Genomic DNA, 24,935 nt, shown 5'->3' on the forward strand with positions numbered 1-24,935 from the left:
AAGGCGCTGCGATGCTGCGCATCGGTCTGACCGGAGGTATCGGTGCCGGTAAATCGACGGTGTCCGCCGCGTTCAGCGAGTGCGGCGGCGTCATCGTCGACGGTGACGTCATCGCCCGCGAGGTCGTCGAACCCGGTACCGAGGGGCTCAAGCAGCTCGTCGAGGCGTTCGGTGACGACATCCTGCTGCCCGACGGTGCGCTGAACCGGCCGGCGTTGGCTGCCAAGGCGTTTCGGGACGACGACACCCGCGCGCTGCTGAACGGCATCGTGCATCCGCTGGTCGGTAAGCGGCGCGAGGAGATCATCGCGGCCGTGTCGGAGGACACCGTGGTGGTCGAGGACATCCCGCTGCTGGTGGAAACCGGGATGGCGCCGACGTTTCCGCTCGTCGTCGTGGTCACCGCACCCATCGAAACTCGAGTAACCCGGCTGATCAAGCGGGGAATGGACGAGGCGGATGCCCGTGCCCGCATCGCCGCGCAGGCCACCGAAGAGCAGCGCCGGGCGATCGCCGATGTGCTGCTTGACAACTCGGGTTCACAGGGCGAACTCGTCGAGAAGGCCCGCGACCTTTGGTACAACCGAGTGTTGCCGCTCGCGCACAACATCCGGACGCGCGAATGCGGCAAGGCGATCCATGAGCTCACGCCGTACCGGCCCTCGTGGGCCGAGGACGCGGCGCGAATCATCACGCGCATCGAAATGGCGTGCGGTGCAACGGCCATACGTGTCGACCACATCGGCTCCACCGCGGTGCCTGAAATGGACGCCAAGGACGTCATCGACATCCAGGTGACGGTCGCCTCGCTCGATGACGCCGACGTGCTCGTCAAACCGCTGACCCAGGTGGGTTTTCCGCGCCGGGAGGACATCACCGCCGACACGGCGCACACCGAGGATCCGGGGGTGTGGCGCAAACGATTCCACTGCGCCGCCGACCCCGGGCGGCCGGCGAACGTCCACGTCCGCGTCGACGGCTGGCCGAACCAGCAGTTCGCGCTGCTGTTCACCGATTGGCTTCGCGCCAATCCCGGTGTGCGCGAGGACTATCTGCACGCCAAGCGGCATGCGGTGACCACCGCGGATTACGTCCAGGCGAAGGAACCCTGGTTTCTCGACGGGTATCGGCGCGCCTGCGAGTGGGCCACCACCACCGGATGGCGCCCGTAGCCCGTCAGGTCAGCGGCGGTTCGACCGGCGGCGGCGCGTTCGGGTCCGCGGGCGGCGGTGGTGCGTCGGGGTCGGCCGGAACCGCATTCGGTACACCGCCGACAGGCACCTCGCAGACGAGCGCGCCGTAGTCGGGATCGTCGCGCTGAGGCAGCACGGTCGGTCCGATGAAGTCGTCGGCCTGGGCGACAACCTTGTCGTCGATCAGGATCTCGCAATGCAGGTTGGCCGAGTACGGCCACTCGATCGCGACGCGCATGTTGGCGGTGCTCGACGCGGGCAGCACGGTGTTCACCTCGAAGACCCGGCCCGGCACCATGGTGGGGTCGGCGGACTGGATTTGGTTGCCTTGGGCGGTGTAGGTGATCGTCGCTCCGCGGGACACCCCGTCGATGCGGGCCCGGTAGATGATGTTGTGCAACACCTCGGCGTCGCCCTGCGCGGCGTTCTCCCCGGCGTGCGTATCGACCGTCGGGTCGGCCAGCGCGGGCGCCGATACCGCACCCGGCACCCCCAACGTCACTGCCACCGCGGCCGCCCCGGCCGCGATCCAACTGCGTTTGATGGGGCTCACGTGGCCAGAGGTTACCGCCCGCCCCGGAACGGGGCCATTCCCTTTCGTCTTCGCCATCACGATCAAGATCGTCCCAAACCGGTCACCCGTTACGCCAAGTGAGGGTCATCCCGTGCCCGGCGAGCCAGCGGCCGAGGTGGTAATCGTGCCTGGCCAGCCCGTCGATTGCGGAGACGGCGGTCTGCACGGCCTGCTCGCCGGTCTCCGGGGTCAGCAAACCGTGCCGGACCGCGGTCAGCAGCTCGTCAACGTCGCAGAGCTCGACGCCGACGCCGGTGCGCAGTACGAGGTCGAGGTAGTGGTCCTCGGCGTGCCAGGCCGTCGGGCCCGCGGTGATGTGCCCGACATCGAGGTAAAAGTCCTGTTCACGGCGGTGGCCCGGGTTGAAATGGAACACCGTGGCCCGCAGCCCCAGCGACGGCAGCAGCCACGACTCCAGGTAGTGGAACTGGACGCGGCCGGGCGTGGGCCTGGCCATGTAGAGGCCCCAGGGCTCGACGGTGTAGACGTCGACCGCCCGCACGATGCCTTTCGGATCGGTGTTGGTGCGGGCGACGAGGTCGAACGTCTCGTGTTTGGGAGCGTGGATGCGGTCAGCCTACTGTCGGCGGAACAGAATCTGTCGGTGGCTGGTTCTACCCTGGTGAATTATGGCTTTCGCGACCGAGCGCCCCGTGCTGGCGCATTCCGAATATCGACCGGCGGTCGATGCCGTAGACGGCCTCGTGCGCGCGGGCGGCCGTTTCGAGGTGGTCAGCCCGTACTCGCCCGCGGGTGACCAACCGGCCGCCATCGATGAGCTCGAGCGCCGGATCAAGGCCGGTGAGCGCGACGTGGTGCTGCTGGGCGCCACCGGAACCGGGAAGTCGGCGACGACGGCGTGGCTCATCGAGCGGGTGCAGCGGCCCACCCTGGTGATGGAGCCGAACAAGACGCTGGCCGCCCAGATGGCCAATGAACTGCGGGAAATGTTGCCGCACAACGCGGTTGAGTACTTCGTCTCCTATTACGACTACTACCAGCCCGAGGCGTACATCGCGCAGACCGACACCTACATCGAGAAGGACAGCTCGATCAACGACGACGTGGAGCGGCTGCGGCACTCGGCCACGTCAGCCCTGTTGTCGCGGCGCGACGTGGTCGTGGTGGCATCGGTGTCGTGCATCTACGGCCTGGGCACACCGCAGTCCTACCTGGATCGCAGCGTCGAGATCAACGTGGGCGACGAGGTGCCCCGCGACGCGTTGTTGCGGCTGCTGGTCGACGTGCAGTACACCCGCAACGACACGGCGTTCACCCGCGGCTCGTTCCGGGTACGCGGCGACACCGTCGAGATCATTCCGAGCTACGAGGAGCTCGCCGTCCGCATCGAGTTCTTCGGCGACCAGATCGAGGAGCTGTACTACCTGCACCCGCTGACCGGCGACGTCGTCCGCAAGGTGGACTCGTTGCGGATCTTCCCGGCCACCCACTACGTGGCCGGTCCGGAGCGGATGGCACACGCGATCTCCACCATCGAGCAGGAGTTGGAGGAGCGGCTGGCCGAACTGGAAGGGCAGGGCAAGCTGCTGGAGGCGCAGCGGCTGCGGATGCGCACCAACTACGACATCGAGATGATGCGCCAGGTCGGGTTCTGCTCCGGGATCGAGAACTACTCGCGCCACATCGACGCCCGGCCTGCCGGGTCGGCGCCGGCGACGCTGCTGGACTACTTCCCCGAGGATTTCATGCTCGTCATCGACGAGTCACACGTCACGGTGCCGCAGATCGGCGGGATGTACGAGGGCGACATCTCCCGCAAACGCAACCTGGTTGACTTTGGGTTCCGGCTGCCCTCGGCCGTCGACAACCGGCCGCTGACCTGGGAGGAGTTCGCCGACCGGATCGGGCAGACGGTGTACCTGTCGGCCACGCCCGGCCCCTACGAGCTGAGCCAGTCCGGCGGCGAGGTCGTCGAGCAGGTGATCCGGCCGACCGGGCTCATCGACCCCAAGGTCGTGGTCAAGCCGACCAAGGGCCAGATCGACGACCTGATCGGGGAGATCCGGCAGCGCACCGAGCGCGATGAGCGGGTGCTGGTCACCACGCTGACCAAGAAGATGGCCGAGGACCTCACCGACTATCTGCTGGAGATGGGCATCCGGGTGCGCTACCTGCATTCCGAGGTCGACACGTTGCGCCGCGTCGAGCTGCTGCGGCAGTTGCGGCTGGGGGAGTACGACGTGCTGGTCGGCATCAACCTGCTGCGAGAAGGTCTGGACCTGCCCGAGGTGTCGCTGGTGGCGATCCTCGACGCCGACAAGGAAGGGTTCCTGCGGTCCACGCGCAGCCTGATCCAGACCATCGGACGTGCCGCCCGCAACGTGTCCGGCGAAGTCCACATGTACGCCGACAACATCACCGACTCGATGCGGGAGGCCATCGACGAGACCGAGCGGCGCCGCGCCAAACAGGTCGCCTACAACGAGGCCAACGGCATCGATCCCAAGCCGCTGCGCAAGAAGATCGCCGACATCCTCGACCAGGTGTACCGCGAAGCTGACGATGTCGAGATCGGCGGCTCGGGCCGCAACGCGTCGCGCGGCCGTCGCGCACAGGGCGAGCCCGGCCGGGCCGTAAGCGCGGGCATCATCGAGGGCCGCGACACCACGAACATGCCGCGGGCCGAGCTCGCGGATCTGATCCGGGACCTCACCGAGCAGATGATGGCCGCCGCGCGGGATCTGCAGTTCGAGCTCGCGGCGCGCATCCGCGACGAGATCGCCGATCTGAAGAAGGAATTGCGCGGCATGGACGCCGCCGGGCTGAAATAGACCCACGCCGTGACCTTCGACCCTCGCGCCCGGCAGCGCGGTCACGTACAAACGCAGACATGAGCGATGGATCCGAAACTGCGTCTGTGATCAACGTCGACGTGACGACGCGCGGTGAATTGCCGGGCGCCGCCGACTACGCCAAGGACAAGATCTCCGGCCTGGGCCGGTTCGCGCACCGGCCCGTGCGGCACGCGCACGTCAAGCTGACCAGGCACGGGGATCCAGCGCAGGAGCGACCGGTGATCGCGCAAGCCAACCTCGACGTGGACGGCAGGCTGGTTCGGGCCCAGGCCCATGGCGACACCGCGCGCGAAGCGATCGACCGCCTCGACGATCGGTTGCGAAGCCGGCTGCGGCGGGCCGCCGAACACTGGGAAGCACGCCGCGCGAACCGGCCCGCACCGGCTGCGCAGGAGGCCCACGCCGACCGGCCCACACATCTCCCGGTGCCGCCGGAGGAACGCGAGATCGTGCGGCGCAAGTCGTACACGATCGCGGCCTGCAGCGCCGACGAGGCGGTCATGGAGATGGAGCTGCTCGACTACGACTTTCACCTGTTCACCGAGAAGGCCACCGAGATGGCCAGCGTCATCTACCGGGACGGCCCCACCGGCTACCGGCTGGCACAGGTCGCGCCGGTGCCCAAGGAGCAGCTGGCCCCGTTCGAGCTGCCGGTGACCATCAGCGCCACGGGGCCGCCGTGTATCACCGTCGAGCAGGCCACCGAGCGGCTCGGCCTGCTGGGGCTGCCGTTCCTGTTTTTCATCGACGCCGCCCAGGGCCGCGCCGGCGTGCTCTACCGCCGCTACGACGGCCACTACGGGCTGATCACCCCCGCCGGCTGACGGCTTCACCAGGTTGACCTCAACTCCGGTTGAGCTCGTAGGTTGACCACGTGACCGATGACGCCGCGGTGACCGCGGGTGGCTGGCGGGAGCTATTGGGCCCAGCGAACCTCGGCGCGTCCACGGTGCTCGCCGGCGGTGTCGCGCTGTATGCGACCAACGAGTTCCTCACCATCAGCTTGATGCCCAGCGCCGTCGCCGAGATCGGCGGGCACCGGCTGTACGCCTGGGTGACCACGGTGTACCTGGTGGCGTCGGTGGTCGCGGCGACCACCGTGTACTCGACCTTGATGCGGTTCGGCGCGCGGCGGTCCTACCTCATCGCGCTCGCGGTGTTCGGCGTCAGCAGTGTGGCGTGTGCCGTCGCACCCACCATGCAGATCCTGCTGGTGGGTCGCACGGTCCAGGGTTTGGCCGGTGGTCTGCTGGCCGGTCTCGGCTACGCCGTCATCAACACCGCCCTGCCCAGCACGTTGTGGACCAAGGCCTCCGCGCTGGTATCGGCGATGTGGGGGGTCGGCACGTTGCTGGGCCCCGCTGCAGGCGGGTTGTTCGCCCAGTTCGGTTCGTGGCGTTGGGCTTTCGGCGTACTGGCCATCCTCACGGCCGCGATTGCGGTGGTGGTTCCGATCGCCCTGCCCGCCCGCGACGACGCCACCGCGGGGGTTGCGTCGACGCCCGTTCCGGTGTGGTCGCTGGCGCTGCTGGGCACTGCTGCGCTGGTGGTGAGCGTCGCCGCGATACCCCACGACGCGCGGGCCACCGCCGGGCTGCTGGTGCTCAGCGGCCTCCTGGTCGCGGCCTTCCTGTACGTCGACCGGCGGCGGTCCGCAGCGGTGTTACCGCCGAGCGCCTTCCGCGCCGGGCCGCTGAAATGGATCTACCTCACGCTGGGTGTGCTGATGGCCGCGACGATGGCCGACATGTACGTACCCCTGTTCGGCCAGCGGTTGGCGCATCTGACCCCCGTCGCTGCCGGTTTTCTCGCGGCGGGTCTGGCCATCGGCTGGACGGCCAGCGAGATCGGCAGCGCCTCGCTGCGCGCCAATTCCACGATCAGGCGCACGGTGGCGGTCGCGCCGCTGGTGATGGCGACCGGACTGGCCCTGACCGCCATGACATGGTCCGAGGACGCATCGGCTGGCCGCGTTGCGGTATGGGCGGTCGCGCTGTTCATCACCGGGGCGGGGGTCGGTATGGCGTGGCCGCACCTGTCGGCGTGGGCGATGAGCCGGGTCGACGATCCGGCGGAGGGGCCGGCGGCGGCTGCGGCGATCAACACCGTCCAGTTGATCAGCGGCGCGTTCGGCGCGGGGCTGGCCGGTGTGGTGGTCAACCTGACCGAGACGGGTGACGCCACCCCGGCCCGCTGGTTGTTCGCGGCGTTTACCGGGTTGGCGGCGATCGGCGTTGTCGCATCGGTGCGAAGCGGACGACCGTATCCCGCGCGCACGCTCGCGAAATAACATTCAGGTCGCTGAACATCCAATTCGACAGCGCGGAATGCTATTTCGCCACCAGACGGCGGGCAAACACTCGGAATAGGGCATCGCGTCGACGCGGTTGGCAACGTTAGAATGACGACGGGTCGGATTGCTGAATTTGACGCTCTAGTAAGGAATTTAACGTGAACGCGAAGATGTTCGGCGCCGGAGCGGCGATGGTCGGCGCGCTGGGATTTGCGGCTCTCGGTGTGGGTGCCGGTGTGGCCACTGCCGACGCGGCGGTTCCCGGTTCGCTGGGTGTGACGTACAAACTCGACCGGCCGCACTGGGACGACGACTGGCACGACTGGCGCCACGAACGCGGCCCGCGCGGCTGGCACGGACCGCCGCACAGCCCGTGCGCATGGGTTCCGCCGGCGGCGTCGCCGTGGGTGCCACCGGCGGTGTGCTAACCGCCCCGAGGCAGAAGTCCGGCGGCGAAACGCAGATCGGACACCAGCGCGTCGAACGCCTTGTCCCGTTCGGACGGGGGACCACGCAACACCGATGACGGGTGGACGGTGACCGCCACCCGCGGATTGAAGTCGAGCTCGACAGCCTCCTCGCCCGGCAGGCTCAACTCCTCGCCGCGGTGGGCGGTGAGGCGAAAACTACTGCCCAACAGGGCCTTCGAAGCCGTCGCGCCCATCAGCACCACCACGTCGGGTCGCAACACCATCAGCTCCTGCATCAACCACGGCCTGCACGCCACCACCTCGGTGCGGCTGGGTGTCTTGTGGATGCGACGCTTACCGCGTTCGGGCAGCGTGAACTTGAAGTGCTTTACCGCGTTGGTGACATAGACGCCATCCCGGTCGATTTCTGCGGCCACCAGCGCCTTGTCCAGCAGCCGTCCGGCCGGGCCGACGAACGGTTCGCCCGCCTTGTCCTCCTGGTCGCCGGGCTGTTCACCGACCAAAACCATCTCCGCAGTGGCCGAACCGCCCCCGAACACGGCCTGGGTGGCGTCCAGGTAGAGATTGCATCCCTTGCAACTCTGGACGGCTTCGGCCAACGCGTCCAGATCGACGGTGTCGGGAATAAAATCCGTGGCGGTTCGCGCTGCCATGCTCACCGGATACCCGTCTGCGGGCACCGAAACCGCACGCGGGCGGCGAGCGTTATCGCCGTTGGGAATTGAATACCAAGCGGCGGCCAGAAATTGGAAATTAGCACCGACGACGATTGTGGCGACGGAAGAAATCGATGTTTCCCGATTAAACATGACACCGCTTCTCCGCCGGTCGTTTTGCCTGGGTGTTGGGCAGGTCACGCTGGACGACTCGCGGTGATCTTGCCGGTAAAAGGGCGCTAAAAGGGCAGGAGAATGGTATTCATGTGTAGTGATTCGCACCCGTGTTCGGGTCCGAAAGGGCTACTGTCTCGGGTGGCGTTAAAACTGACCTTGGGAGGATATGGATGAGCGCCTATCAGACCGTCGTGGTTGGCACGGACGGATCCGATTCATCGCTGCGCGCGGTGGAGAAGGCCGGCCATATCGCCGGGGAGAACGCCAAATTGATCGTTACGACGGCGTATTTCCCCCAAGAGGAAGACCAACGCGCCGCTGACGTGCTCAAGGACGAGGGCTACAAGATGTCGGGTAACGCCCCCATCTACGCCATCCTCCGCGAAGCGCGGGAACGTGCACACCAGGCCGGGGCGAAGAACGTCGAGGAGAAGGCGGTCATCGGCGCGCCGGTCGACGCGCTCGTGGAACTGGCCGAAGAGGTCAAGGCCGACCTGTTGGTGGTCGGTAACGTCGGGCTGTCCACCATCGCCGGGCGGTTGCTCGGTTCGGTGCCCGCTAACGTCGCCCGGCGCGCCAAGACCGATGTGCTGATCGTGCACACCACGCCGTAAACGTCAGCAACGCCACCACGATCAGCCAGTCGCCGAAGCGCTGGTAGCCGGTGGTCCGCGCGCCCAGCGGAACATCGACGACGGCGACGCCGCGCTGAGCGGCAGGAAGCCAGCCGAGTACCCGCCCGCCGGCGTCGAACGCCGAACTCACCCCCGATGTGCCGGCATGGACGGCCGGACGGCCGACTTCGACCGCGTGCACGGCGACCATGCTCGCCAGTTGCGGCTGTGCCCAACTGCTCTGGTAGGTCGATGTCGCGCTCTGATAGGCCAGCAGGTCGGCGCCTCGATCCACCAGCCGTCGCGGTAGGTCGGAGAACAACGTCTCGAAGCTGATCAACGGTCCGACCGCGAGCCCGTCGGTGCGCAGCACGACCGGTCCGTCGCCGCGACGACGGTCTTCCGCCGCGGCCGCGGTGTGTCGGGTGGCCCAGCCGAGCAGCGACCGAAACGGGACGTATTCGCCGAACGGCACCAGCCGCGTCTTCGCATACCTGCCGCGCACACCGTCGGGCCCAACCAGCACCGAGGATTTGTAGATCCCGCCCGAGGGGGCGCGCGCGTCGACGTTGACCAGCAGGTCGGCACCGACCCGACGGGACAGTTCGGCCAGCCGTGCGCTGACGTCGGGGTGGCTGTCCAGGTCGACGGCGACGCTGCTCTCACCCCAGACCACCAGGTCGAGGTGCTGCCCCGCGAGATCGGCGGTCAGCGTCTCGGCGGCGGCCTGGCGGGCGGTCGCGTCGGCGATGTCGCCGGGCTGCACGAGCGCGACGCGCACGGACCGGGCGGCAGTGGGTGCGTCGGTGGGCGCCGGACCGAGCCAGAACCACAGCGGGCCGGCAGCCACGACGGCGATCGGTAGCGCGAGCATCCGGACCGAGCGCAGCAGCACCGCTGCGACGATCGCGGTGTTGGCCGCGACGATCAGGAAGCCGACCAACCACACGCCGCCCACGGACGCCGCCGCCAACGTCGACGGCTGATTCCACTGCGACGCGCCGAGCAACGCCCACGGGCCGCCGAGCCGGTCCCATGAGCGAACGGCCTCGGCGAGCACCCAGGCGCAGGGCAGCACGACGACGGCGGTCAGCGCCGCGCGGGTCGTGGTGTCACCGCCGAGCAGCCGGTGTGCCGCCCAGCCCCACGGCAGCCACAGCGCGCCGAGCCCGGCGGCGAGCAGCGCGAGCAACGGTCCCGCGCTCGGCGCCAGCCAGTACTGGGTGGCCAGCACGAAACCGGCCATCGCGGCCCAGGCGCGCAGGGCGCCCTGACCGGACGTCGGCGCTGCGCGCACCACCAACAGCAGCGGGACCACACCGACCCACGCCAACCACCACCATGAGGGTGCCGGAAAGGCGAGGGCCAGCAGCGCGCCGGCGGGCAGCGCCGCTGCGAGGCCCCGAACCGAACTCAGGTGCTGGAGGCTTTGGCGATGCTGGCGATCGCCTGATCGAGGGTGGCGTTGAACTCCTCGTCGCTCTGTTGGGCGGACAGGCCTTCGGTAAGTGCCCGCGAGAAGCTCGCGATGATGCCGGTGTTGCGGGCCAGCTTCTCGTTGGCGACCTCGCGGCTGTAGCCGCCGGACAGCGCCACCACGCGCAGCACCTTCGGATGGTCGACGAGCTGCTTGTAGAGATTGTCGGTGTCGGGCAGGGTGAGCTTGAGCATGACCTTCTGGTCGTCACCGAGCTGGTTGAGGCCGTCGAGCAGGGCGGCGTTGAGCTGATCCTCGGCCTCGGCCTTCTTCGGGCTGTTGATGTCGATCTCGGGTTCCAGGATCGGGACGAGACCCTTTGCCAGGACCTGCTGGCCGACCTCGAACTGCTGCGCCACGACCGCGTCCACACCCGCGCCGGGCATCTTGATGACCGAGCGTTCCTTGGTGCCGAAGATGCCCTTCTCGACAGCGCGGTCCAGCAGGTCGTCGAGGCCGGGCATCGGCTTCATCACCTGCGCGCCGTCGTTCTCCTCGGCCAGACCCTTGTCGATCTTGAGGAACGGGACGACGTTCTTGACGTTCCACAGGTAGTCCGCGGTGGGGCGGCCCTCGACGTCGCGGTCCATCGTCTTCTCGAAGAGGATCGCGCCCATGACGCGGTCGCCGTTGAAGGCCGGGCTGGTGATGATGCGGCTGCGCATCTGGTGCACCAGGTCGAACATCTCGTCGTCGCCGGAGTAGGCATCTTCGGCAATGCCGTACAGCTTCAGCGCCTTGGGCGTGCTGCCGCCGCTCTGGTCCAGTGCAGCGATGAATCCGGCGCCGCTGCGCGCCTTTTCCAACTGGTCGCTATTCATCCGCATCTCCTCGCAACTCCCGAAGTCGCCGTCGCGAATTCGGCTAGGTCGTGTCGCATCAGCCTAGGCCAAAGCCGCGGACGTATGGTGTCGGGCCACATGATGTGACCGCAGGTCACCAGCCGCGTTCGCGCCACTCACCCAGCTGTGGGCGCTCGGTGCCCAGCGTGGTGTCGTCGCCGTGGCCCGGATAGACCACCGTGGAATCCCCGTAGACGTCGAACACCCGGGTGGTCACGTGGTCGAGCAACTTCTCGAAGTCACCTTCCTGCCAGGTCTTGCCCACACCGCCGGGGAACAGGCAATCACCGGTGAACAGGTGGGTGGCCTCATCGGCGCCGCCCAGCGCGAGCGCCACCGAGCCCGGAGTGTGGCCCTGCAGGTGGATCACGTCGAACGTCAGGTCGCCGATCTTGATCGTGTCGCCGTGTTCGAGGATCCGGTCGGGCTTGACCGGCAGCGGCTCGACGTCCAGCTGATGCGCGGCGGTCGGGGCGCCGGTGGCGTCGGCGACCGCCGCCAGCGCCTGCCAGTGGTCGAAGTGCTGGTGGCTGGTAACGATCAGCGACAGTTTCGGCGCGTGCTTCTCGATCAAGTCCAGCAGGATCTCCGCGTCGTTGGCGGCGTCGATCAGCAGCGTCTCGCCGGTTCGGGAACATGTCACCAGGTAGGCGTTGTTGTCCATCGGACCCACCGAGACCTTGACGATCGTGGCGCCGGGAAGCGTGCGCCTACCCGCGGTCTGGGGCTCGACATGGCCGGTGTAGTTGTCATCGACGACGGTCATGAGGCCACGGTATCGGGCTTGTCGGTGGCGGCACATAGCATGGGCGTGAACTGTTTTTCCGGGAGGACTGTGTCGTTGAAAGCAAACGGGCGTGGCTGACCGCCTGATCATCAAAGGGGCGCGCGAACACAACCTACGAAGCGTTGATCTTGATTTGCCGCGCGACGCGCTGATCGTCTTCACCGGGTTGTCCGGGTCGGGCAAGTCGTCGCTGGCCTTCGACACCATCTTCGCCGAGGGGCAGCGCCGCTACGTCGAGTCGCTGTCGGCCTACGCGCGGCAGTTCCTGGGCCAGATGGACAAACCCGACGTCGATTTCATCGAGGGGCTCTCGCCCGCGGTGTCCATCGACCAGAAGTCCACCAACCGCAACCCGCGCTCGACCGTCGGCACCATCACCGAGGTCTACGACTACCTGAGGCTGCTCTACGCCCGCGCCGGCACCCCGCACTGCCCCGTGTGCGGGGAGCGCATCGCCCGCCAGACCCCGCAGCAGATCGTCGATCAGGTGCTCGCCATGGACGAGGGGCTGCGCTTCCAGGTGCTGGCGCCGGTGGTACGCACCCGCAAGGGCGAGTTCGTCGACCTGTTCGACAAGCTCAACACCCAGGGGTACAGCCGGGTGCGCGTCGACGGCGTGGTGTATCCGCTCACCGAACCGCCCAAGCTGAAAAAGCAGGAGAAACACGACATCGAGGTCGTCGTCGACCGGCTCACCGTGAAGGCCACCGCCAAGCAGCGGCTCACCGATTCGGTGGAGACGGCGCTGAACTTGGCCGACGGCATCGTGGTGCTCGAGTTCGTCGATCGCGAAGACGACCATCCGCATCGTGAACAGCGGTTCTCCGAGAAGCTGGCCTGCCCCAACGGGCACCCGCTGGCCGTCGATGACCTCGAACCACGGTCGTTCTCGTTCAACTCGCCCTACGGCGCCTGCCCCGAGTGCGTGGGGTTGGGCATCCGCAAGGAGGTCGACCCCGACCTCGTCATCCCGGATCCGGACCTGACGCTGGCCGAGGGCGCCATCGCGCCGTGGTCGATGGGGCAGACGGCGGAGTACTTCACCCGGATGCTGTCCGGTCTCGGTGATTCGCTCGGGTTCGACGTCGACACCCCGTGGAAGAAGCTTCCGGCCAAGGCGCGCAAGGCGATCCTCGAAGGCTGCGACGAGCAGGTGCATGTGCGGTACAAGAACCGCTATGGCCGGACCCGTTCGTACTACGCCGATTTCGAAGGCGTGATGGCGTTCTTGCAGCGCCGCATGGAGCAGACCGACTCCGAGCTGATGAAGGAACGCTACGAAGGCTTCATGCGCGACGTGCCCTGCCCGGAATGTCAGGGCACCCGGCTCAAACCGGAGATCCTCGCGGTCACGATGACGGCCGGGCAGTTCGGCGACAAGTCGATCGCCGAGGTGGCCGAGCTCTCGATCGCGGAGTGCGCTGAGTTCCTCAACGCGCTGACACTCGGCGCGCGCGAACAGGCCATCGCCGGCCAGGTGCTCAAGGAAATCCAGTCGCGGCTCGGGTTCCTGCTCGACGTCGGGTTGGACTACCTGTCGCTGTCGCGAGCCGCGGCCACGCTGTCCGGCGGAGAGGCGCAACGGATCCGGCTGGCCACCCAGATCGGTTCCGGGCTGGTCGGCGTGCTGTACGTGCTCGACGAACCGTCGATCGGGCTGCATCAACGCGACAACCGCAGGCTGATCGACACGCTGATCCGGCTGCGGGATCTGGGCAACACGCTGATCGTCGTCGAACACGACCTCGACACCATCGCCCACGCCGACTGGGTCGTCGACATCGGACCCGCCGCTGGCGAGCACGGCGGTCAGATCGTGCACAGCGGCCCGTACGACGACCTGGTGAAGAACCCGGAATCGCTGACCGGCGCATACCTTTCGGGCAAGGAAGAGATCGAGGTGCCAGCGATCCGGCGCCCGGTCGACAAGAAGCGTCAACTCACCGTCGTCGGCGCGCGCGAACACAACCTGCGCGAGATCGACGTGACGTTCCCGCTCGGCGTGCTGACCTCGGTCACCGGCGTCTCGGGCTCGGGTAAGTCGACGCTGGTCAACGACATCCTGGCGGCGGTGCTGGCCAACAAGCTCAACGGCGCCCGACAGGTACCGGGCCGGCACACGCGGGTGACCGGCCTGGACAAGGTGGACAAGCTGGTGCGCGTCGACCAGTCGCCGATCGGCCGGACACCGCGGTCCAACCCGGCGACCTACACCGGGGTGTTCGACAAGATCCGCACCCTGTTCGCGGCCACCACCGAGGCCAAGGTGCGCGGCTATCAGCCGGGCCGGTTCTCGTTCAACGTCAAAGGCGGTCGCTGCGAGGCGTGTTCGGGTGACGGCACGATCAAGATCGAGATGAACTTCCTGCCCGACGTGTACGTGCCGTGCGAGGTGTGCCACGGCGCCCGCTACAACCGCGAAACCCTCGAGGTGCACTACAAGGGCAAGACCATCGCCGAGGTGCTCGACATGTCCATCGAGGACGCCGCCGAGTTCTTCGCGCCGATCACCTCGATCCACCGGTACCTGCAGACGCTGGTCGACGTCGGGCTCGGCTACGTCCGGCTCGGGCAGCCGGCGCCGACGCTGTCCGGTGGGGAGGCGCAGCGCGTCAAGCTGGCCTCCGAGCTGCAGAAGCGGTCGACCGGCCGCACGGTCTACATCCTCGACGAGCCGACCACGGGTCTGCACTTCGAGGACATCCGCAAGCTGCTCAAGGTGATCAACGGCCTTGTCGACAAGGGCAATACGGTGATCGTCATCGAGCACAACCTCGACGTGATCAAGACCTCCGACTGGATCATCGATATGGGCCCCGAAGGCGGTGCCGGCGGTGGCACGGTGGTGGCCACCGGTTCGCCCGAGGACGTGGCCCTCAACCCGGACAGCTACACCGGCCACTTCCTGGCCGAGTGCCTCGGTGTGCAGCGGCCGACCCCGAAGGCACGTAAGCGCAGCAAGACCGGCAAGGTCAGCGCCTAGGGGAACTCACCCCGGTTTGGACAGGGGAGAGGGGAATCGCGGGTTGATCCGCACACCGTCGAGCCAGTCGGTCAGCTCCTCGGCGCGCTGCTGCAGCGATTTGTGGGCGTCACGGCCGACCTCCTCGACAAGCCGCACCTTGACCCTGCCGTCGGCGTCCTGGAGCCAGCCGCCGACGATCCGGCCGTCGCACCAGGCGGTGGGCCCGCCGTTGCCGTTGCGGTCGAACACCTGGCTGCGGTGGTCGCCCAGATACCAGTCGCGGTCGAACCAGCCCATGGTGGTGACGTCCAGGCCGGGCAGCAGCGCGCACCACGGCTCGGGTTCGGGTTCCACGTCGAGGTCGTCGGGCAGCACATAGGCCGGGGCGCCGTCGAGGTCGACCTGGACGGCGTCGAGATCAGCCAGCGCCTGCCGGGCCCAGGTCACCGTGTTGCCGAACCACCACTTGATATCGGTGACGGTGGCCGGGCCGAAGGCTTGCAGCCATCGGCCCACCAGTGCGGTGCGCGCCACGTCGTGATCGACTGCGGCAGCAGTGTTCACCCATTGCGGGGTCGCCACCCAGCGCGGTCGCGAGGTGATCCACCCGCCCTCGTTCGGCCCGCGCATGATGTGTCCGCGCACCGCCAGCACCGTCAAAATCCTTGGCGCCAGGGGTGTTTCACCGCCCCACCGTTTATCCGGTGCCGGGTCATAGCTGCCGGCCAGTTCAGGCAAGGCCCTACGCAGGTCTCTGGCGTTGGTCGGCCCGTTGTCGGTCAGGTGGTGCAGCACCGCCGAGCAGGCGGCGTCCAGCCAGGCGTCGCCGTCGGTGCAGACGCCGGCTCTCTTGGCGTCGGCGATCAGCCGGCGGGCTTCGTTGTCGGCGACCCGGTCGCTGGCCGCGGCCTGCACCAACGGCAGATCGGCAGTGCGCACCATCCACAGCGTCCGCCGCATCGCCAGGTGCTTGACCAGACAGCGACGGTCGTAGAGCGCGGCGTCGACGTCGGCCACCGTGGCACCGGGCATCCGCGCCCACAACGACAGGTACGGCGTCGCCGGGTCGGTGGCGTGCAGCCCGACGAGATCGCCGGTGACCATATCGACCGAGTCAGCCGGCACACCGAGAAAGTGACGTCGCGCGAGCCGGGCGCGCCGCTCGGCAATTGTGAAGGAGCGCATCGTCCGCTACGTCGCGTCGTCGTCCTTCATCGACGCGCGGATCGCGGCCAGCCGCTCGGCGGCCGTGCGTTGACGCTTCGCGTACTGCTCCTCGGCGCTGCGGCCCTCCGGAGTCTCGGCGGCCAACTCGGACGCGCCGATCGCGGTGCCGTAACGGGTTTCGATCTTCTCGCGCACCGACTCGAACGTCGGCACCCCGCTGGGCGTGTAGCCGGTCTCGGCGGGGTCAGCAGGCGGAGGCGTCGGCGTCGGTTCGACGAGCTCGGCCTCGATGGCTGGTTGCGGCTCGGCGTCGGGTTCGTCGGGTTCCTCCGGCATACCGCCACGCTAGCGCGAGCAGACGCAAAGTCGCACGAAAAGGGCGCCGCCAGTGCGAGTTCACGTCTTCTCGCGAAGACTAGCGTGGTTTGGCCAACGGGAACGGCAACGTCTCACGAATGCTGCGCCCGGTGATCAACATGACCACCCGGTCCACGCCCATGCCCAGCCCACCCGTCGGCGGCATCGCGTACTCCATGGCCTGCAGGAAGTCCTCGTCGAGTTCCATCGCCTCGGGGTCGCCACCGGCCGCCAGCAGCGACTGCGCCTGCAGCCGCCTGCGCTGCTCGACCGGATCGGTCAACTCGCTGTAGGCGGTGCCCAGCTCCACCCCCCAGGCCACCAGATCCCAGCGTTCGGCCACGCCGGCGATGCTGCGGTGCGGGCGGGTCAGCGGCGACACCGACGTCGGAAAGTCCTTGTAGAACGTCGGCTCCTCGGTGCGGTCCTCGACGAGGCGCTCGTAGAGTTCCAGCACCACCGCGCCCGCATCCCAGTGCGTCAGGTAGGGGATATCGGCGGCGTCGCACAGCCGCCGCAGCGTCGCCAGATCGGTGTCGGGGCCGATGTGTTCGCCGAGGGCCTCCGACACCGCGTCGTGCACGGTCTTGACCGTCCACGCCCCGGAGATGTCGACCGGCTCCAGCGACCCGTCGTCGCGGGGACGCAGGAACACCTGCGCACCATTAGCGGCCTGCGCGGCGTTCTGGATCAGCTCCCGGCACCCGTCGATCCAGACGTGGTAATCCGCGTGCGCCTGGTAGGCCTCCAGCAGCGTGAACTCCGGGTTGTGGCTGAAGTCCACCCCCTCGTTGCGGAACGCGCGGCCCAACTCGAAGACCCGCTCGACCCCGCCGACACACAGCCGCTTGAGATACAGCTCCGGCGCGATACGCAGGTACAGGTCCAGGTCGTAGGCGTTGATATGGGTGAGAAACGGCCGCGCGTTGGCGCCGCCGTGGATCTGCTGCAGGATCGGCGTTTCGACCTCCAAAAACCCCTTGCCCACCAGGGTTTCGCGGATCGTGTGCAGAACATTGCTGCGGGCCCGGATCAAATCGCGGGCCTCGGTGTTGATCGCCAGGTCGACATACCGCGCGCGTACCCTGGCCTCCTGGTCGGTCAGACCCTTCCACTTGTCGGGCAGCGGCCGCAGACACTTGCCGATTAGCCGCCAGCTGTGCACCAGCAGTGACCGGGTGCCGTTGCGGCTGTAGCCCATCACGCCTGCCACCGCGATCAGGTCGCCCAGGTCGATCGCGTGCGTGAAATCCGCTGTCGAGCCTGTCTCGAGCCGTGAATTGTCCAGCAGCAGTTGCACTTCCCCGGACCAGTCGCGAAGCTGCGCGAACAGCACCCCGCCGTAGTCGCGCAACCGCAGCACCCGTCCCGCCACGGTCACGGCGGTGTCGCCGCCGGCGTCCAGCGCAAAGGCGATCGTGTGGCTGGGCTGCTGACCGACCGGATACGGGTCGACCCCGCTGCCCTGCAGCGCCTTGAGTTTGGCCATCCGGACCCGCACCTGTTCGGGAAGCCGCGCCTGGCCGTTGTCGGGCAGGTCGGCCTGCAGGTCGTCGACGTCGGGGGCGCTGCCGTCGCTGTTCAGCACCCCCGATTCCAGCAGGTTCTGCGGTGCGGCGATGTGCTGGCCGGTGTGCGGTTGGGCGTGGCGGCGCGAAAACGGCAGCACCAGAAAGCCTTCGGCGATCACCGATGCGACGCCGACGCGCGGCAGCAGGCGGGCGTCGTGATAACAGGCGTAGCGCGGCACCCACTGCGGCTGGTACTTCATGTTCGACCGGTACAGCGTCTCGAGCTGCCACCACCGCGAGAAGAACACCAGCAGCCACCGCCACAGCCGCGCGACCGGCCCCGCCCCGAGCTGCGCACCCTGTTCGAATGCGGACCGGAACATCGCGAAGTTCAGCGAGATACGAGTCACCCCAACGGTTTCGGACTGCATACACAGTTCGCTGACCATCAGCTCGATGGTGCCGTTGGGTGACTGCGGTGAGCGACGCATCAGGTCCAGCGAGACGCCGGTGGTGCCCCACGGCACCAACGACAGCATCGCCACCGGGTGCTCATCCCCGCCCGACCCCCCGGCGTCGTTCTGGACCGCCTCCACGAGAAGACAATCGCCGTCGGCCGGGTCCCCGAGCCGGCCCAACGCCATCGAGAAGCCGCGTTCGTCGTCGGTGTCGCGCCAGGCATCGGCCCGCTCGATCACCCGCGTCATCTCGTCACCGTCGATGTCGCGGTGCCGACGGATCCGGACGCTGACGCCGGCGCGGCGCGCCCGCGTCACGGCCTGACGCACGGCCCGCATGTCGGGGCCGGAGAGCCGGAAGTCCTCGGGATGCAGGATGGCCTCGTCGCCGAGCTGCAGCGCGTTGAGGCCGGCGGCGCGAAACACCTCGGCCGCCGCCGAACTGGCGCCCATCACACCGGGCGCCCAGCCGTACGTCTCGCACAGCTGCAACCAGGCGTCGATGGCCGCGGGCCACACCTTCGGATCGCCGACTGGGTCACCGCTGGCCAGGCAGACACCGACCTCGACGCGGTAGGTGACGGCCGCGCGGCCGTTGGGCGCGAATACCACGGCCTTGTCGCGGCGGGTGGCGAAGTAGCCCAGGGAGTCGTTCTTGCCGAACAGTTCGAGCAGCCCGCGGATCGCCGACTCATCCTCACCGGTGAGCGCGTTCTCGGCGCGTTGGGACTGGAACAGCACGACGGCCGCGGCCATCAGCGCGAGCGCACCGAACAGCCCGAGCAACGCGTCGACGAAGACGTGCGGTTGGCCGGCGAAGTACGACGCGTCCGCGCCGGCGAACGCGGAGACCCGGTTCAGCGCGTACCAGAACCGGTCGTCGGGGGTCAGCGTTCCGGGAAATGCCTGCAGCAATGCCCATCCGATCACGGTGCCGATGGCCATCCCGAGGATCAGCGTGGCGGCCGCCTTCACCAGCGCCCCGCGGCGGACCTTCGCCCAGAACTCGCGCCGGGCCAGCACCAGGAACAGGATCGCGGCGACGTGGAAGACCAGCCCGATGACCTCGCCGATCTCCTCCATCACCGTCTCGTCGCCTGCGACGAGGTCCCCGATGTTCCAGCCGATCGCGGCCACCAGGTAGCCGACCAGGATCCACCAGGCGATGCGTTTGCGGGCCGCCAGCGCCGCGGCCAGCAGCGCCAGCACGAACGCCCAGGCGAAGCTGGTGTCGGGGAAGTTGAAGATGTACTCGTTGACGAACTCGCGCGGCACCCTGATCAACGACCGGACCGCGGGGGAGATGCTGGCGATCAGGGACAGGGTGGCGATTACTCCGACGGTCCACCCGGCTGCCGCGGGCACCCACCGGTACCTGGAACTGGGGCGGGCGGCGGTGGTGGTGGCAACCGTCATAGGCCGGGAGAATATTCGCTCGACCTGGAAATTTCGTGCGACGCGCTACCGCACCGGACCCGTGTATTTCTCCCCGGGGCCGTGCCCGGGTTCGTCGGGGACGGCGCTGGATTCCCGGAAGGCCAGCTGCAGCGTCTTCAGCCCGTCACGGACCGGGCGGGCGTGCGGCCCGAGATACTCGGCCGAGGCGGTGACCAGCCCGGCCAGCGCGGTGATCAGCCGGCGTGCCTCGTCGAGGTCGCGGTGCGGGCTCTGGTGCGGGTCCTCGGCGGACAGGCCGAGTTTTTCGGCCGCTGCGCTCATCAACATGACCGCCGACCGGGTGATCACCTCCACCGCGGGGATTTCGGCCAGCTCGCGAACCGGAACGGCGTCGGGCGGAGTGCCAGGAACCTCTGTCATTCCTGTTAGACTGGCATACGCGACCGTCCCGGCACACGCCAGGGACAGCAAGTGGAGTCCCTCTCCCACCGTTGGCCTCGGAGACTATCCGAAGGCTCAGCGGTCCGGTCAGGCGTCAACCGACGCCTGTTCTGGTCGGCATCGGGCCCTGCTTTGAGCAGGGCTTTCCTGTTCGACGAGCAGAGCGATGACGGGGTCCGGGCCTCCTCGAGGACAACATAGGAGGGCCCATCAGCACTGAGACCCGCGTCAACGAGCGCATTCGAGTACCTGAAGTCCGCCTGATCGGACCAGGTGGCGAGCAAGTAGGCATTGTGCGCATCGAAGACGCTCTCCGCGTCGCCGCGGACGCCGATCTCGACCTTGTCGAAGTTGCCCCGAACGCCAGACCTCCGGTCTGCAAGATCATGGACTACGGCAAGTACAAGTACGAGACGGCGCAGAAGGCGCGCGAGTCTCGCAAGAACCAGCAGCAGACCGTCGTCAAGGAACAAAAGCTCCGTCCCAAGATCGACGACCACGATTATGAAACCAAGAAGGGCCATGTGGTCCGGTTCCTGGAAGCGGGGTCGAAGGTCAAGGTGACGATCATGTTCCGCGGACGCGAGCAGTCGCGCCCCGAACTGGGCTACCGACTCTTGCAACGGCTGGGCGCCGATGTCGCCGATTACGGCTACGTCGAGACGGCCGCCAAACAGGACGGACGAAACATGACGATGGTGCTGGCCCCGCATCGCGGTGCGAAGACTCGCGCCAAGGCGGCACACGATGCGGACGCACCGCCCGCACAGCGCGCAAGCGGTGAAGCACAGACCGAGCAACGATAGAACTGAGGACCTAATGCCCAAGGCGAAGACCCACAGCGGCGCTTCGAAGCGTTTCCGGCGCACCGGAACCGGAAAGATCGTGCGTCAGAAGGCCAATCGTCGACACCTGCTCGAGCACAAGCCGTCTACCCGCACCCGTCGGCTCGCCGGCCGCACCGAGGTGTCAGCGAACGACAAGAGCCGCATCAAGAAGATGCTCAACGGCTGACCACGCCCGACACCTGTACGACCACCAACGATTAGGAACACTCTCATGGCACGCGTAAAGCGCGCAGTCAACGCTCAGAAGAAGCGGCGCACGATCCTCAAGGCATCGAAGGGTTACCGCGGTCAGCGCTCACGGCTGTACCGTAAAGCCAAAGAGCAGCAGCTGCATTCGTTGGGCTATGCCTACCGTGACCGGCGTGCCCGCAAGGGCGAGTTCCGCAAGCTGTGGATCTCCCGGATCAACGCCGCAGCCCGCGCCAACGACATCACCTACAACCGGCTGATCCAGGGCCTCAAGGCCGCTGGCGTCGAGGTGGACCGCAAGAACCTCGCCGAGATCGCGGTGAGCGATCCGGCCGCGTTCACCGCGCTGGTGGAGGTCGCCAGGGCCGCGCTGCCTGAGGACGTCAACGCGCCCTCCGGAGAGGCCGCCTGACGCTTACCGAGCGCTCCGCTCGGGTGGCGGCGGCGGTCAAATTGCACCGCCAGATCGCACGCCGACGCGCCGCGCGCTTCCTCGCCGAGGGACCCAATCTCGTCGAGGCGGCGTTGCGGCGCGGACTCGTATCCGAGGTCTTCGCCACCGAATCCGCCATGGACCGGTTCGGCTCGATGCTGGCCGACGTTCCCGTGCATCTGATCACCGAGCGCGCCGCAAAGGCGTTGTCGGACACCGTGACACCGGTCGGCCTGGTCGCGGTGTGCACCATGCCGCAGACGACGCTCGCCGACGTCCTGGCGCAGCCGCGGCTGGTCGCGGTCGCGGTGGGCATCTCCGAACCCGGCAATGCCGGCACGCTGATTCGGGTGGCCGATGCGATGGGTGCGGACGCGGTGGTGCTGACCGCAAACAGCGTCGACCCGTACAACGGCAAGTGCCTGCGCGCGTCGGCGGGCAGCATCTTTTCGGTGCCGGTGGTGTCGGAGGCCGACGCGGAGGCCACGCTGCAGTCGTTGCGGGAGGCCGGATTACAGGTGCTGGCCACCACGGTCGACGGTGCGGTGTCGCTGGAGGATCCCGCCGTGCAAGCCGACCTGGACAAGCCGACGGCGTGGCTGTTCGGGCCCGAGGCGCACGGTCTGCCCGCCGAGTTGGCCGGGCTGGCCACGCACCGGGTGCAGATACCGATGCGCGGCAGCGCGGAGAGCCTCAACGTGGCGTCGGCCGCGGCGATCTGCCTGTACCTGAGCGCACGGGCTAGCCGCCGTTGAGCAAACCCCGCGCCACGTGCGTGATCTGCACCTCGTTGCTGCCGGCGTAGATCATCAGCGATTTGGCGTCGCGCGCCAACTGCTCGACCCGGTATTCGGTCATATAACCGTTGCCGCCGAACAGCTGCACGGCGTCCATTGCCACATCGGTCGCGGCCTGCGAGCAGTACCACTTGATCGCCGAGGCCTCCGACAGCGAAATAGAATAGCCCTTCTCGCCAGCTTCGATCACCCGGAACAACATGTTGCGCACGTTCATTCGGGCGACTTCCATGTTGGCCAGCTTGAGCTGAATGAGCTGGAACTGCGCGATCTCCTGGCCCCAGAGCTTGCGGGTTTTGGCGTAATCGACGCACAGCCGCAGGCATTCCTCGATGACACCCAACGCCATCGCGGCCACGCCGATCCGCTCGGCGGAGAAGCTCGACCGCGCGCTGGCCCGCCCGTCGGAAGCGCCGCTGGCTTCATCTCCTTCGGTCTCGCCGAGCAGCCGGTCGCGGCCGAGGCGGACGTTGTTGAAGAACAGCTCGCCGGTGCGCGATGAGTGAATGCCCATCTTGCGGAACGGCTTTGACTGCACAAAGCCCTCCATCCCGCGGTCCAGTACGAACGTCAGCACCTTGCGGTCGCGCTTGTCGACACCGGGTTCGTCGAGTTTGGCGTACACCACGACCACGTCAGCGTCGGGCCCGTTGGTGATGAAGGTCTTCTGGCCGTTGAGGATGTAGTCGTCCCCATCGCGCGTGACATAGGACTTCATGCCGCCGAACGCGTCAGAACCAGAATCGGGTTCGGTGATGGCCCACGCACCGACCTTCTCGTAGGTGACCAGCTCGGGCAGCCAGCGTTCCTGCTGGGCCAGCGTGCCGCGACTCATGATCGTCGGCACGGTCAGGCCCAGGCTGACCCCCATCCCGGTGACCACGCCCATGCACACCCGGCACAGCTCGCTGACCACGATGTAGCCCATCCCGCCGGAACCGCCGAGCACGCTGCCGCCGGACTCGCCGGACGAGTCGCCGCCGTCGCGCAGCCGGGCCAGCCGCTTGTCAAGCGATTCGCGGGCCATATCTGCGATACCGAACGTCGTGAACAGCTTGCGGATGATGGGGTAGGGCTCCATGTCGCCGCTTTCCAGCGCGTCGACGTGGGGACGAATCTCCTTGTCTACGAACTCACGTACGGCATCGCGGACGGCAAGGTCGACATCAGACCATTCGAGCATGCAGTCATGCTGCCTTACCGGATTTTTGCCCGCGCCCCCGGGCCGGTCGACGCAAACCCGCCAGGGAGAACGTGGTATGCACCAGTGAGCCGGCACGGTCCAGCAGCGACTTGTGCTGCGGCACGTAGTGCATCGGCAGACCACGCCGGTCCGGCGGCGGCGCCATGAACCCGGGTGCCTCGACCAGCGGCGCGTCGGGAGGCAGTTTGCCCTGGGCGCGACGGTAGGCCGACAACGCCCGCGGGTGCAGCCGGATCTCGTCGGGCACCGCGACGAACGCGAACTCCACCAACTTGCCGAACAGACGCAGCAGCACCTCGTCGCCGGGGGTCCAGCGCATCCCGGCCTTCTCCCGCAGCGCCTCGTCAAACAACCCGGCCGCAATCCAGCGTTGCGCGCCGACCATCGGTTTGAAGATCTGGTCCCACACTCCCGTGGGCATCAGCACGAACCACGGTTTGGGGATGCGGATGTCGAAGATGTCCAGGGTGGCGCGGTTGATCTCCAGCTCGTCGCGGCACTTGGCCTCCCAGTACACCTGGAAGTCCTCCCAGGTCTCGGGCACCGGGCGCATGCTCATTCCGTACATCCGGTACCACTGCACGTGTTCTTCGAATAGCTGGCGTTTCTCGGCTTCGGTCAGCCCGCCGCAGAAGTACTCGGCCGTCTTGATGATGAGCATGAAGAACGTGGCGTGGGCCCAGTAGAAGGTCTCGGGGTTCAGCGCGTGGTAGCGGCGGCCCTCGGCGTCAATGCCTTTGATGCCGTGGTGGAAGCCCTTGATCTGCGCGCCGGTGTCGGCGGCACGCTCGCCGTCGTAGACCACACCCATGATCGGGTACACCGAGCGTGCCACCCGCTGCAGCGGTTCACGCAGCAAGATGGAGTGGTCCTCGACGCCGGCGCCGAGTTCGGGATACATGTTCTGGATCGCGCCGATCCACACGCCCAGCATGCCGGTGCGCAGGTCGCCGAAGTACTTCCACGTCAGCGAATCGGGCCCGAGGGGGTCCGCCGCCGCAGTGCTCGTGGTCATTGTCGTCCTGCTCATCGCCGCCTCGCTGAAATCCAGTACCCACGGTTCCACCCTCACGATAATGTTGACAACGCATGTTGTCTACGATTTGCCGGGCGCGTCGGCGAATGCGTTACCCACCGGCTACTGATGCGCCACAACGGCGTGATCAGGGCGATCGCCGCGGCGGCTTCGCAAAACGCGGATCGGCTTCGCTCGACGGACATTGTTCGCCGCCCGAACGCCCGCTTAGGCTGGCGACGTGGATGGCGAGCCGTTCGACGAGCAAGCCGACGACACTCGCGAGCCCGAA

At 67.5% G+C, this 24,935-nt stretch carries 23 protein-coding genes; 11 read left to right on the top strand and 12 right to left on the bottom strand.

All coding sequences use genetic code 11. From position 1 onward, the window contains the following. The first annotated feature begins 11 nt into the window (after positions 1-11). Positions 12-1,172, top strand: coding sequence for a dephospho-CoA kinase (coaE, locus tag ABQE44_RS16645; protein ID WP_448394453.1), 1,161 nt, complete (start codon positions 12-14; stop codon positions 1,170-1,172). Positions 1,173-1,176: 4 nt separating this feature from the next. Here coaE and ABQE44_RS16650 read toward each other — a convergent pair whose 3' ends face one another. Further along, on the bottom strand, positions 1,177-1,746 hold the full coding sequence (locus ABQE44_RS16650; RefSeq protein ID WP_448394454.1) for a hypothetical protein: 570 nt from the start codon (positions 1,744-1,746) through the stop codon (positions 1,177-1,179). Between the two features lie 82 nt (positions 1,747-1,828). Beyond that, entirely contained in the window at positions 1,829-2,335 is a 507-nt protein-coding gene (locus ABQE44_RS16655) for a ribonuclease FAU-1 family protein (protein WP_448394503.1), read from the bottom strand. Positions 2,336-2,396: 61 nt separating this feature from the next. Here ABQE44_RS16655 and uvrB point away from each other — a divergent pair, with 61 nt between their 5' ends. The 4 genes from uvrB (at position 2,397) to ABQE44_RS16675 (ending at position 7,304) form a co-directional block, all read left to right on the top strand. Continuing rightward, positions 2,397-4,559: an excinuclease ABC subunit UvrB gene (gene uvrB, locus ABQE44_RS16660; RefSeq protein WP_448394455.1), complete on the top strand. Its 2,163-nt coding sequence runs from the start codon at positions 2,397-2,399 to the stop codon at positions 4,557-4,559. 59 nt (positions 4,560-4,618) lie between these two features. Beyond that, positions 4,619-5,407 (top strand): sigma 54 modulation/S30EA ribosomal C-terminal domain-containing protein, encoded by a 789-nt coding sequence (locus ABQE44_RS16665; RefSeq protein ID WP_448430896.1) that lies wholly within the window; start codon positions 4,619-4,621, stop codon positions 5,405-5,407. Between the two features lie 50 nt (positions 5,408-5,457). Next, complete coding sequence (locus ABQE44_RS16670; protein WP_448394457.1) at positions 5,458-6,873, top strand: MFS transporter; 1,416 nt, start codon at positions 5,458-5,460, stop codon at positions 6,871-6,873. 161 nt (positions 6,874-7,034) lie between these two features. After that, positions 7,035-7,304, top strand: a complete 270-nt coding sequence (locus ABQE44_RS16675; protein ID WP_448394458.1) for a hypothetical protein — start codon at positions 7,035-7,037, stop codon at positions 7,302-7,304. On the opposite strand, the gene ABQE44_RS16680 is transcribed toward ABQE44_RS16675, so the two are convergent. After that, the gene (locus tag ABQE44_RS16680) at positions 7,301-7,960 is read right to left on the bottom strand and encodes a UdgX family uracil-DNA binding protein (protein ID WP_448430898.1); all 660 of its coding nucleotides are present in this window, start codon (positions 7,958-7,960) and stop codon (positions 7,301-7,303) included. The two genes, ABQE44_RS16675 and ABQE44_RS16680, sit on opposite strands and share 4 nt — an antisense overlap. Before the next feature lie 350 nt (positions 7,961-8,310). On the opposite strand from ABQE44_RS16680, the gene ABQE44_RS16685 reads away from it, so the two are divergent. After that, positions 8,311-8,754, top strand: coding sequence for a universal stress protein (locus ABQE44_RS16685; protein ID WP_448394460.1), 444 nt, complete (start codon positions 8,311-8,313; stop codon positions 8,752-8,754). Here ABQE44_RS16685 and lnt read toward each other — a convergent pair. The 3 genes from lnt to ABQE44_RS16700 form a co-directional block, all read right to left on the bottom strand. After that, positions 8,699-10,141: an apolipoprotein N-acyltransferase gene (gene lnt / locus ABQE44_RS16690; RefSeq protein WP_448430938.1), complete on the bottom strand. Its 1,443-nt coding sequence runs from the start codon at positions 10,139-10,141 to the stop codon at positions 8,699-8,701. The genes ABQE44_RS16685 and lnt overlap by 56 nt on opposite strands. Positions 10,142-10,167: 26 nt before the next feature. Beyond that, positions 10,168-11,052 (bottom strand): fructose bisphosphate aldolase, encoded by an 885-nt coding sequence (locus ABQE44_RS16695; RefSeq protein WP_448430900.1) that lies wholly within the window; start codon positions 11,050-11,052, stop codon positions 10,168-10,170. 115 nt (positions 11,053-11,167) lie between these two features. After that, a complete protein-coding gene (locus ABQE44_RS16700) occupies positions 11,168-11,839 on the bottom strand; it encodes an MBL fold metallo-hydrolase (RefSeq protein WP_448430902.1) in 672 nt (223 codons plus the stop codon). A 91-nt stretch (positions 11,840-11,930) separates the two neighbouring features. On the opposite strand from ABQE44_RS16700, the gene uvrA reads away from it, so the two are divergent. Then, on the top strand, positions 11,931-14,843 hold the full coding sequence (uvrA, locus tag ABQE44_RS16705; RefSeq protein WP_448430903.1) for an excinuclease ABC subunit UvrA: 2,913 nt from the start codon (positions 11,931-11,933) through the stop codon (positions 14,841-14,843). A 6-nt stretch (positions 14,844-14,849) separates the two neighbouring features. Here uvrA and ABQE44_RS16710 read toward each other — a convergent pair whose 3' ends face one another. The 4 genes from ABQE44_RS16710 to ABQE44_RS16725 form a co-directional block, all read right to left on the bottom strand. Next, on the bottom strand, positions 14,850-16,010 hold the full coding sequence (locus ABQE44_RS16710) for a winged helix DNA-binding domain-containing protein (protein WP_448430905.1): 1,161 nt from the start codon (positions 16,008-16,010) through the stop codon (positions 14,850-14,852). Positions 16,011-16,016: 6 nt separating this feature from the next. Then, entirely contained in the window at positions 16,017-16,328 is a 312-nt protein-coding gene (locus ABQE44_RS16715) for a hypothetical protein (RefSeq protein WP_448430907.1), read from the bottom strand. 79 nt (positions 16,329-16,407) lie between these two features. After that, on the bottom strand, positions 16,408-19,734 hold the full coding sequence (gene lysX, locus ABQE44_RS16720; protein WP_448430909.1) for a bifunctional lysylphosphatidylglycerol synthetase/lysine--tRNA ligase LysX: 3,327 nt from the start codon (positions 19,732-19,734) through the stop codon (positions 16,408-16,410). Positions 19,735-19,779: 45 nt separating this feature from the next. After that, positions 19,780-20,136: a DUF1844 domain-containing protein gene (locus ABQE44_RS16725; RefSeq protein ID WP_448394466.1), complete on the bottom strand. Its 357-nt coding sequence runs from the start codon at positions 20,134-20,136 to the stop codon at positions 19,780-19,782. A 230-nt stretch (positions 20,137-20,366) separates the two neighbouring features. Between ABQE44_RS16725 and infC the strand changes: the two genes are divergently transcribed. The 4 genes from infC to ABQE44_RS16745 are packed head-to-tail and all read left to right on the top strand — an operon-like array spanning position 20,367 to position 22,382. Beyond that, a complete protein-coding gene (gene infC / locus ABQE44_RS16730; protein ID WP_448394506.1) occupies positions 20,367-20,963 on the top strand; it encodes a translation initiation factor IF-3 in 597 nt (198 codons plus the stop codon). Positions 20,964-20,976: 13 nt separating this feature from the next. Beyond that, positions 20,977-21,171: a 50S ribosomal protein L35 gene (gene rpmI, locus ABQE44_RS16735; RefSeq protein ID WP_163904918.1), complete on the top strand. Its 195-nt coding sequence runs from the start codon at positions 20,977-20,979 to the stop codon at positions 21,169-21,171. Positions 21,172-21,216: 45 nt separating this feature from the next. Next, the gene (gene rplT, locus ABQE44_RS16740; RefSeq protein ID WP_448394467.1) at positions 21,217-21,606 is read left to right on the top strand and encodes a 50S ribosomal protein L20; all 390 of its coding nucleotides are present in this window, start codon (positions 21,217-21,219) and stop codon (positions 21,604-21,606) included. 23 nt (positions 21,607-21,629) lie between these two features. After that, entirely contained in the window at positions 21,630-22,382 is a 753-nt protein-coding gene (locus ABQE44_RS16745) for a TrmH family RNA methyltransferase (protein ID WP_448430911.1), read from the top strand. Here ABQE44_RS16745 and ABQE44_RS16750 read toward each other — a convergent pair. Next, positions 22,369-23,607, bottom strand: a complete 1,239-nt coding sequence (locus ABQE44_RS16750) for an acyl-CoA dehydrogenase family protein (protein WP_448430913.1) — start codon at positions 23,605-23,607, stop codon at positions 22,369-22,371. The genes ABQE44_RS16745 and ABQE44_RS16750 overlap by 14 nt on opposite strands. A 4-nt stretch (positions 23,608-23,611) precedes the next feature. Next, complete coding sequence (locus ABQE44_RS16755) at positions 23,612-24,658, bottom strand: oxygenase MpaB family protein (protein WP_448430915.1); 1,047 nt, start codon at positions 24,656-24,658, stop codon at positions 23,612-23,614. Positions 24,659-24,935 lie beyond the last annotated feature (277 nt).

Source organism: Mycolicibacterium sp. XJ2546, assembly GCF_053483195.1.

Coding starts and splice junctions, on each gene's coding strand:
- ABQE44_RS16680 (WP_448430898.1), bottom strand. CDS start 7,960: ATGGCAGCGCGAACCGCCACGGATTTTATTCCCGACACCGTCGATCTG.
- ABQE44_RS16725 (WP_448394466.1), bottom strand. CDS start 20,136: ATGACAGAGGTTCCTGGCACTCCGCCCGACGCCGTTCCGGTTCGCGAG.
- ABQE44_RS16695 (WP_448430900.1), bottom strand. CDS start 11,052: ATGAATAGCGACCAGTTGGAAAAGGCGCGCAGCGGCGCCGGATTCATC.
- ABQE44_RS16710 (WP_448430905.1), bottom strand. CDS start 16,010: ATGCGCTCCTTCACAATTGCCGAGCGGCGCGCCCGGCTCGCGCGACGT.
- lysX (WP_448430909.1), bottom strand. CDS start 19,734: ATGACGGTTGCCACCACCACCGCCGCCCGCCCCAGTTCCAGGTACCGG.
- ABQE44_RS16665 (WP_448430896.1), top strand. CDS start 4,619: ATGAGCGATGGATCCGAAACTGCGTCTGTGATCAACGTCGACGTGACG.
- ABQE44_RS16755 (WP_448430915.1), bottom strand. CDS start 24,658: ATGAGCAGGACGACAATGACCACGAGCACTGCGGCGGCGGACCCCCTC.
- rplT (WP_448394467.1), top strand. CDS start 21,217: ATGGCACGCGTAAAGCGCGCAGTCAACGCTCAGAAGAAGCGGCGCACG.
- rpmI (WP_163904918.1), top strand. CDS start 20,977: ATGCCCAAGGCGAAGACCCACAGCGGCGCTTCGAAGCGTTTCCGGCGC.
- ABQE44_RS16700 (WP_448430902.1), bottom strand. CDS start 11,839: ATGACCGTCGTCGATGACAACTACACCGGCCATGTCGAGCCCCAGACC.
- ABQE44_RS16750 (WP_448430913.1), bottom strand. CDS start 23,607: ATGCTCGAATGGTCTGATGTCGACCTTGCCGTCCGCGATGCCGTACGT.
- ABQE44_RS16715 (WP_448430907.1), bottom strand. CDS start 16,328: ATGCCGGAGGAACCCGACGAACCCGACGCCGAGCCGCAACCAGCCATC.
- ABQE44_RS16685 (WP_448394460.1), top strand. CDS start 8,311: ATGAGCGCCTATCAGACCGTCGTGGTTGGCACGGACGGATCCGATTCA.
- uvrB (WP_448394455.1), top strand. CDS start 2,397: ATGGCTTTCGCGACCGAGCGCCCCGTGCTGGCGCATTCCGAATATCGA.
- coaE (WP_448394453.1), top strand. CDS start 12: ATGCTGCGCATCGGTCTGACCGGAGGTATCGGTGCCGGTAAATCGACG.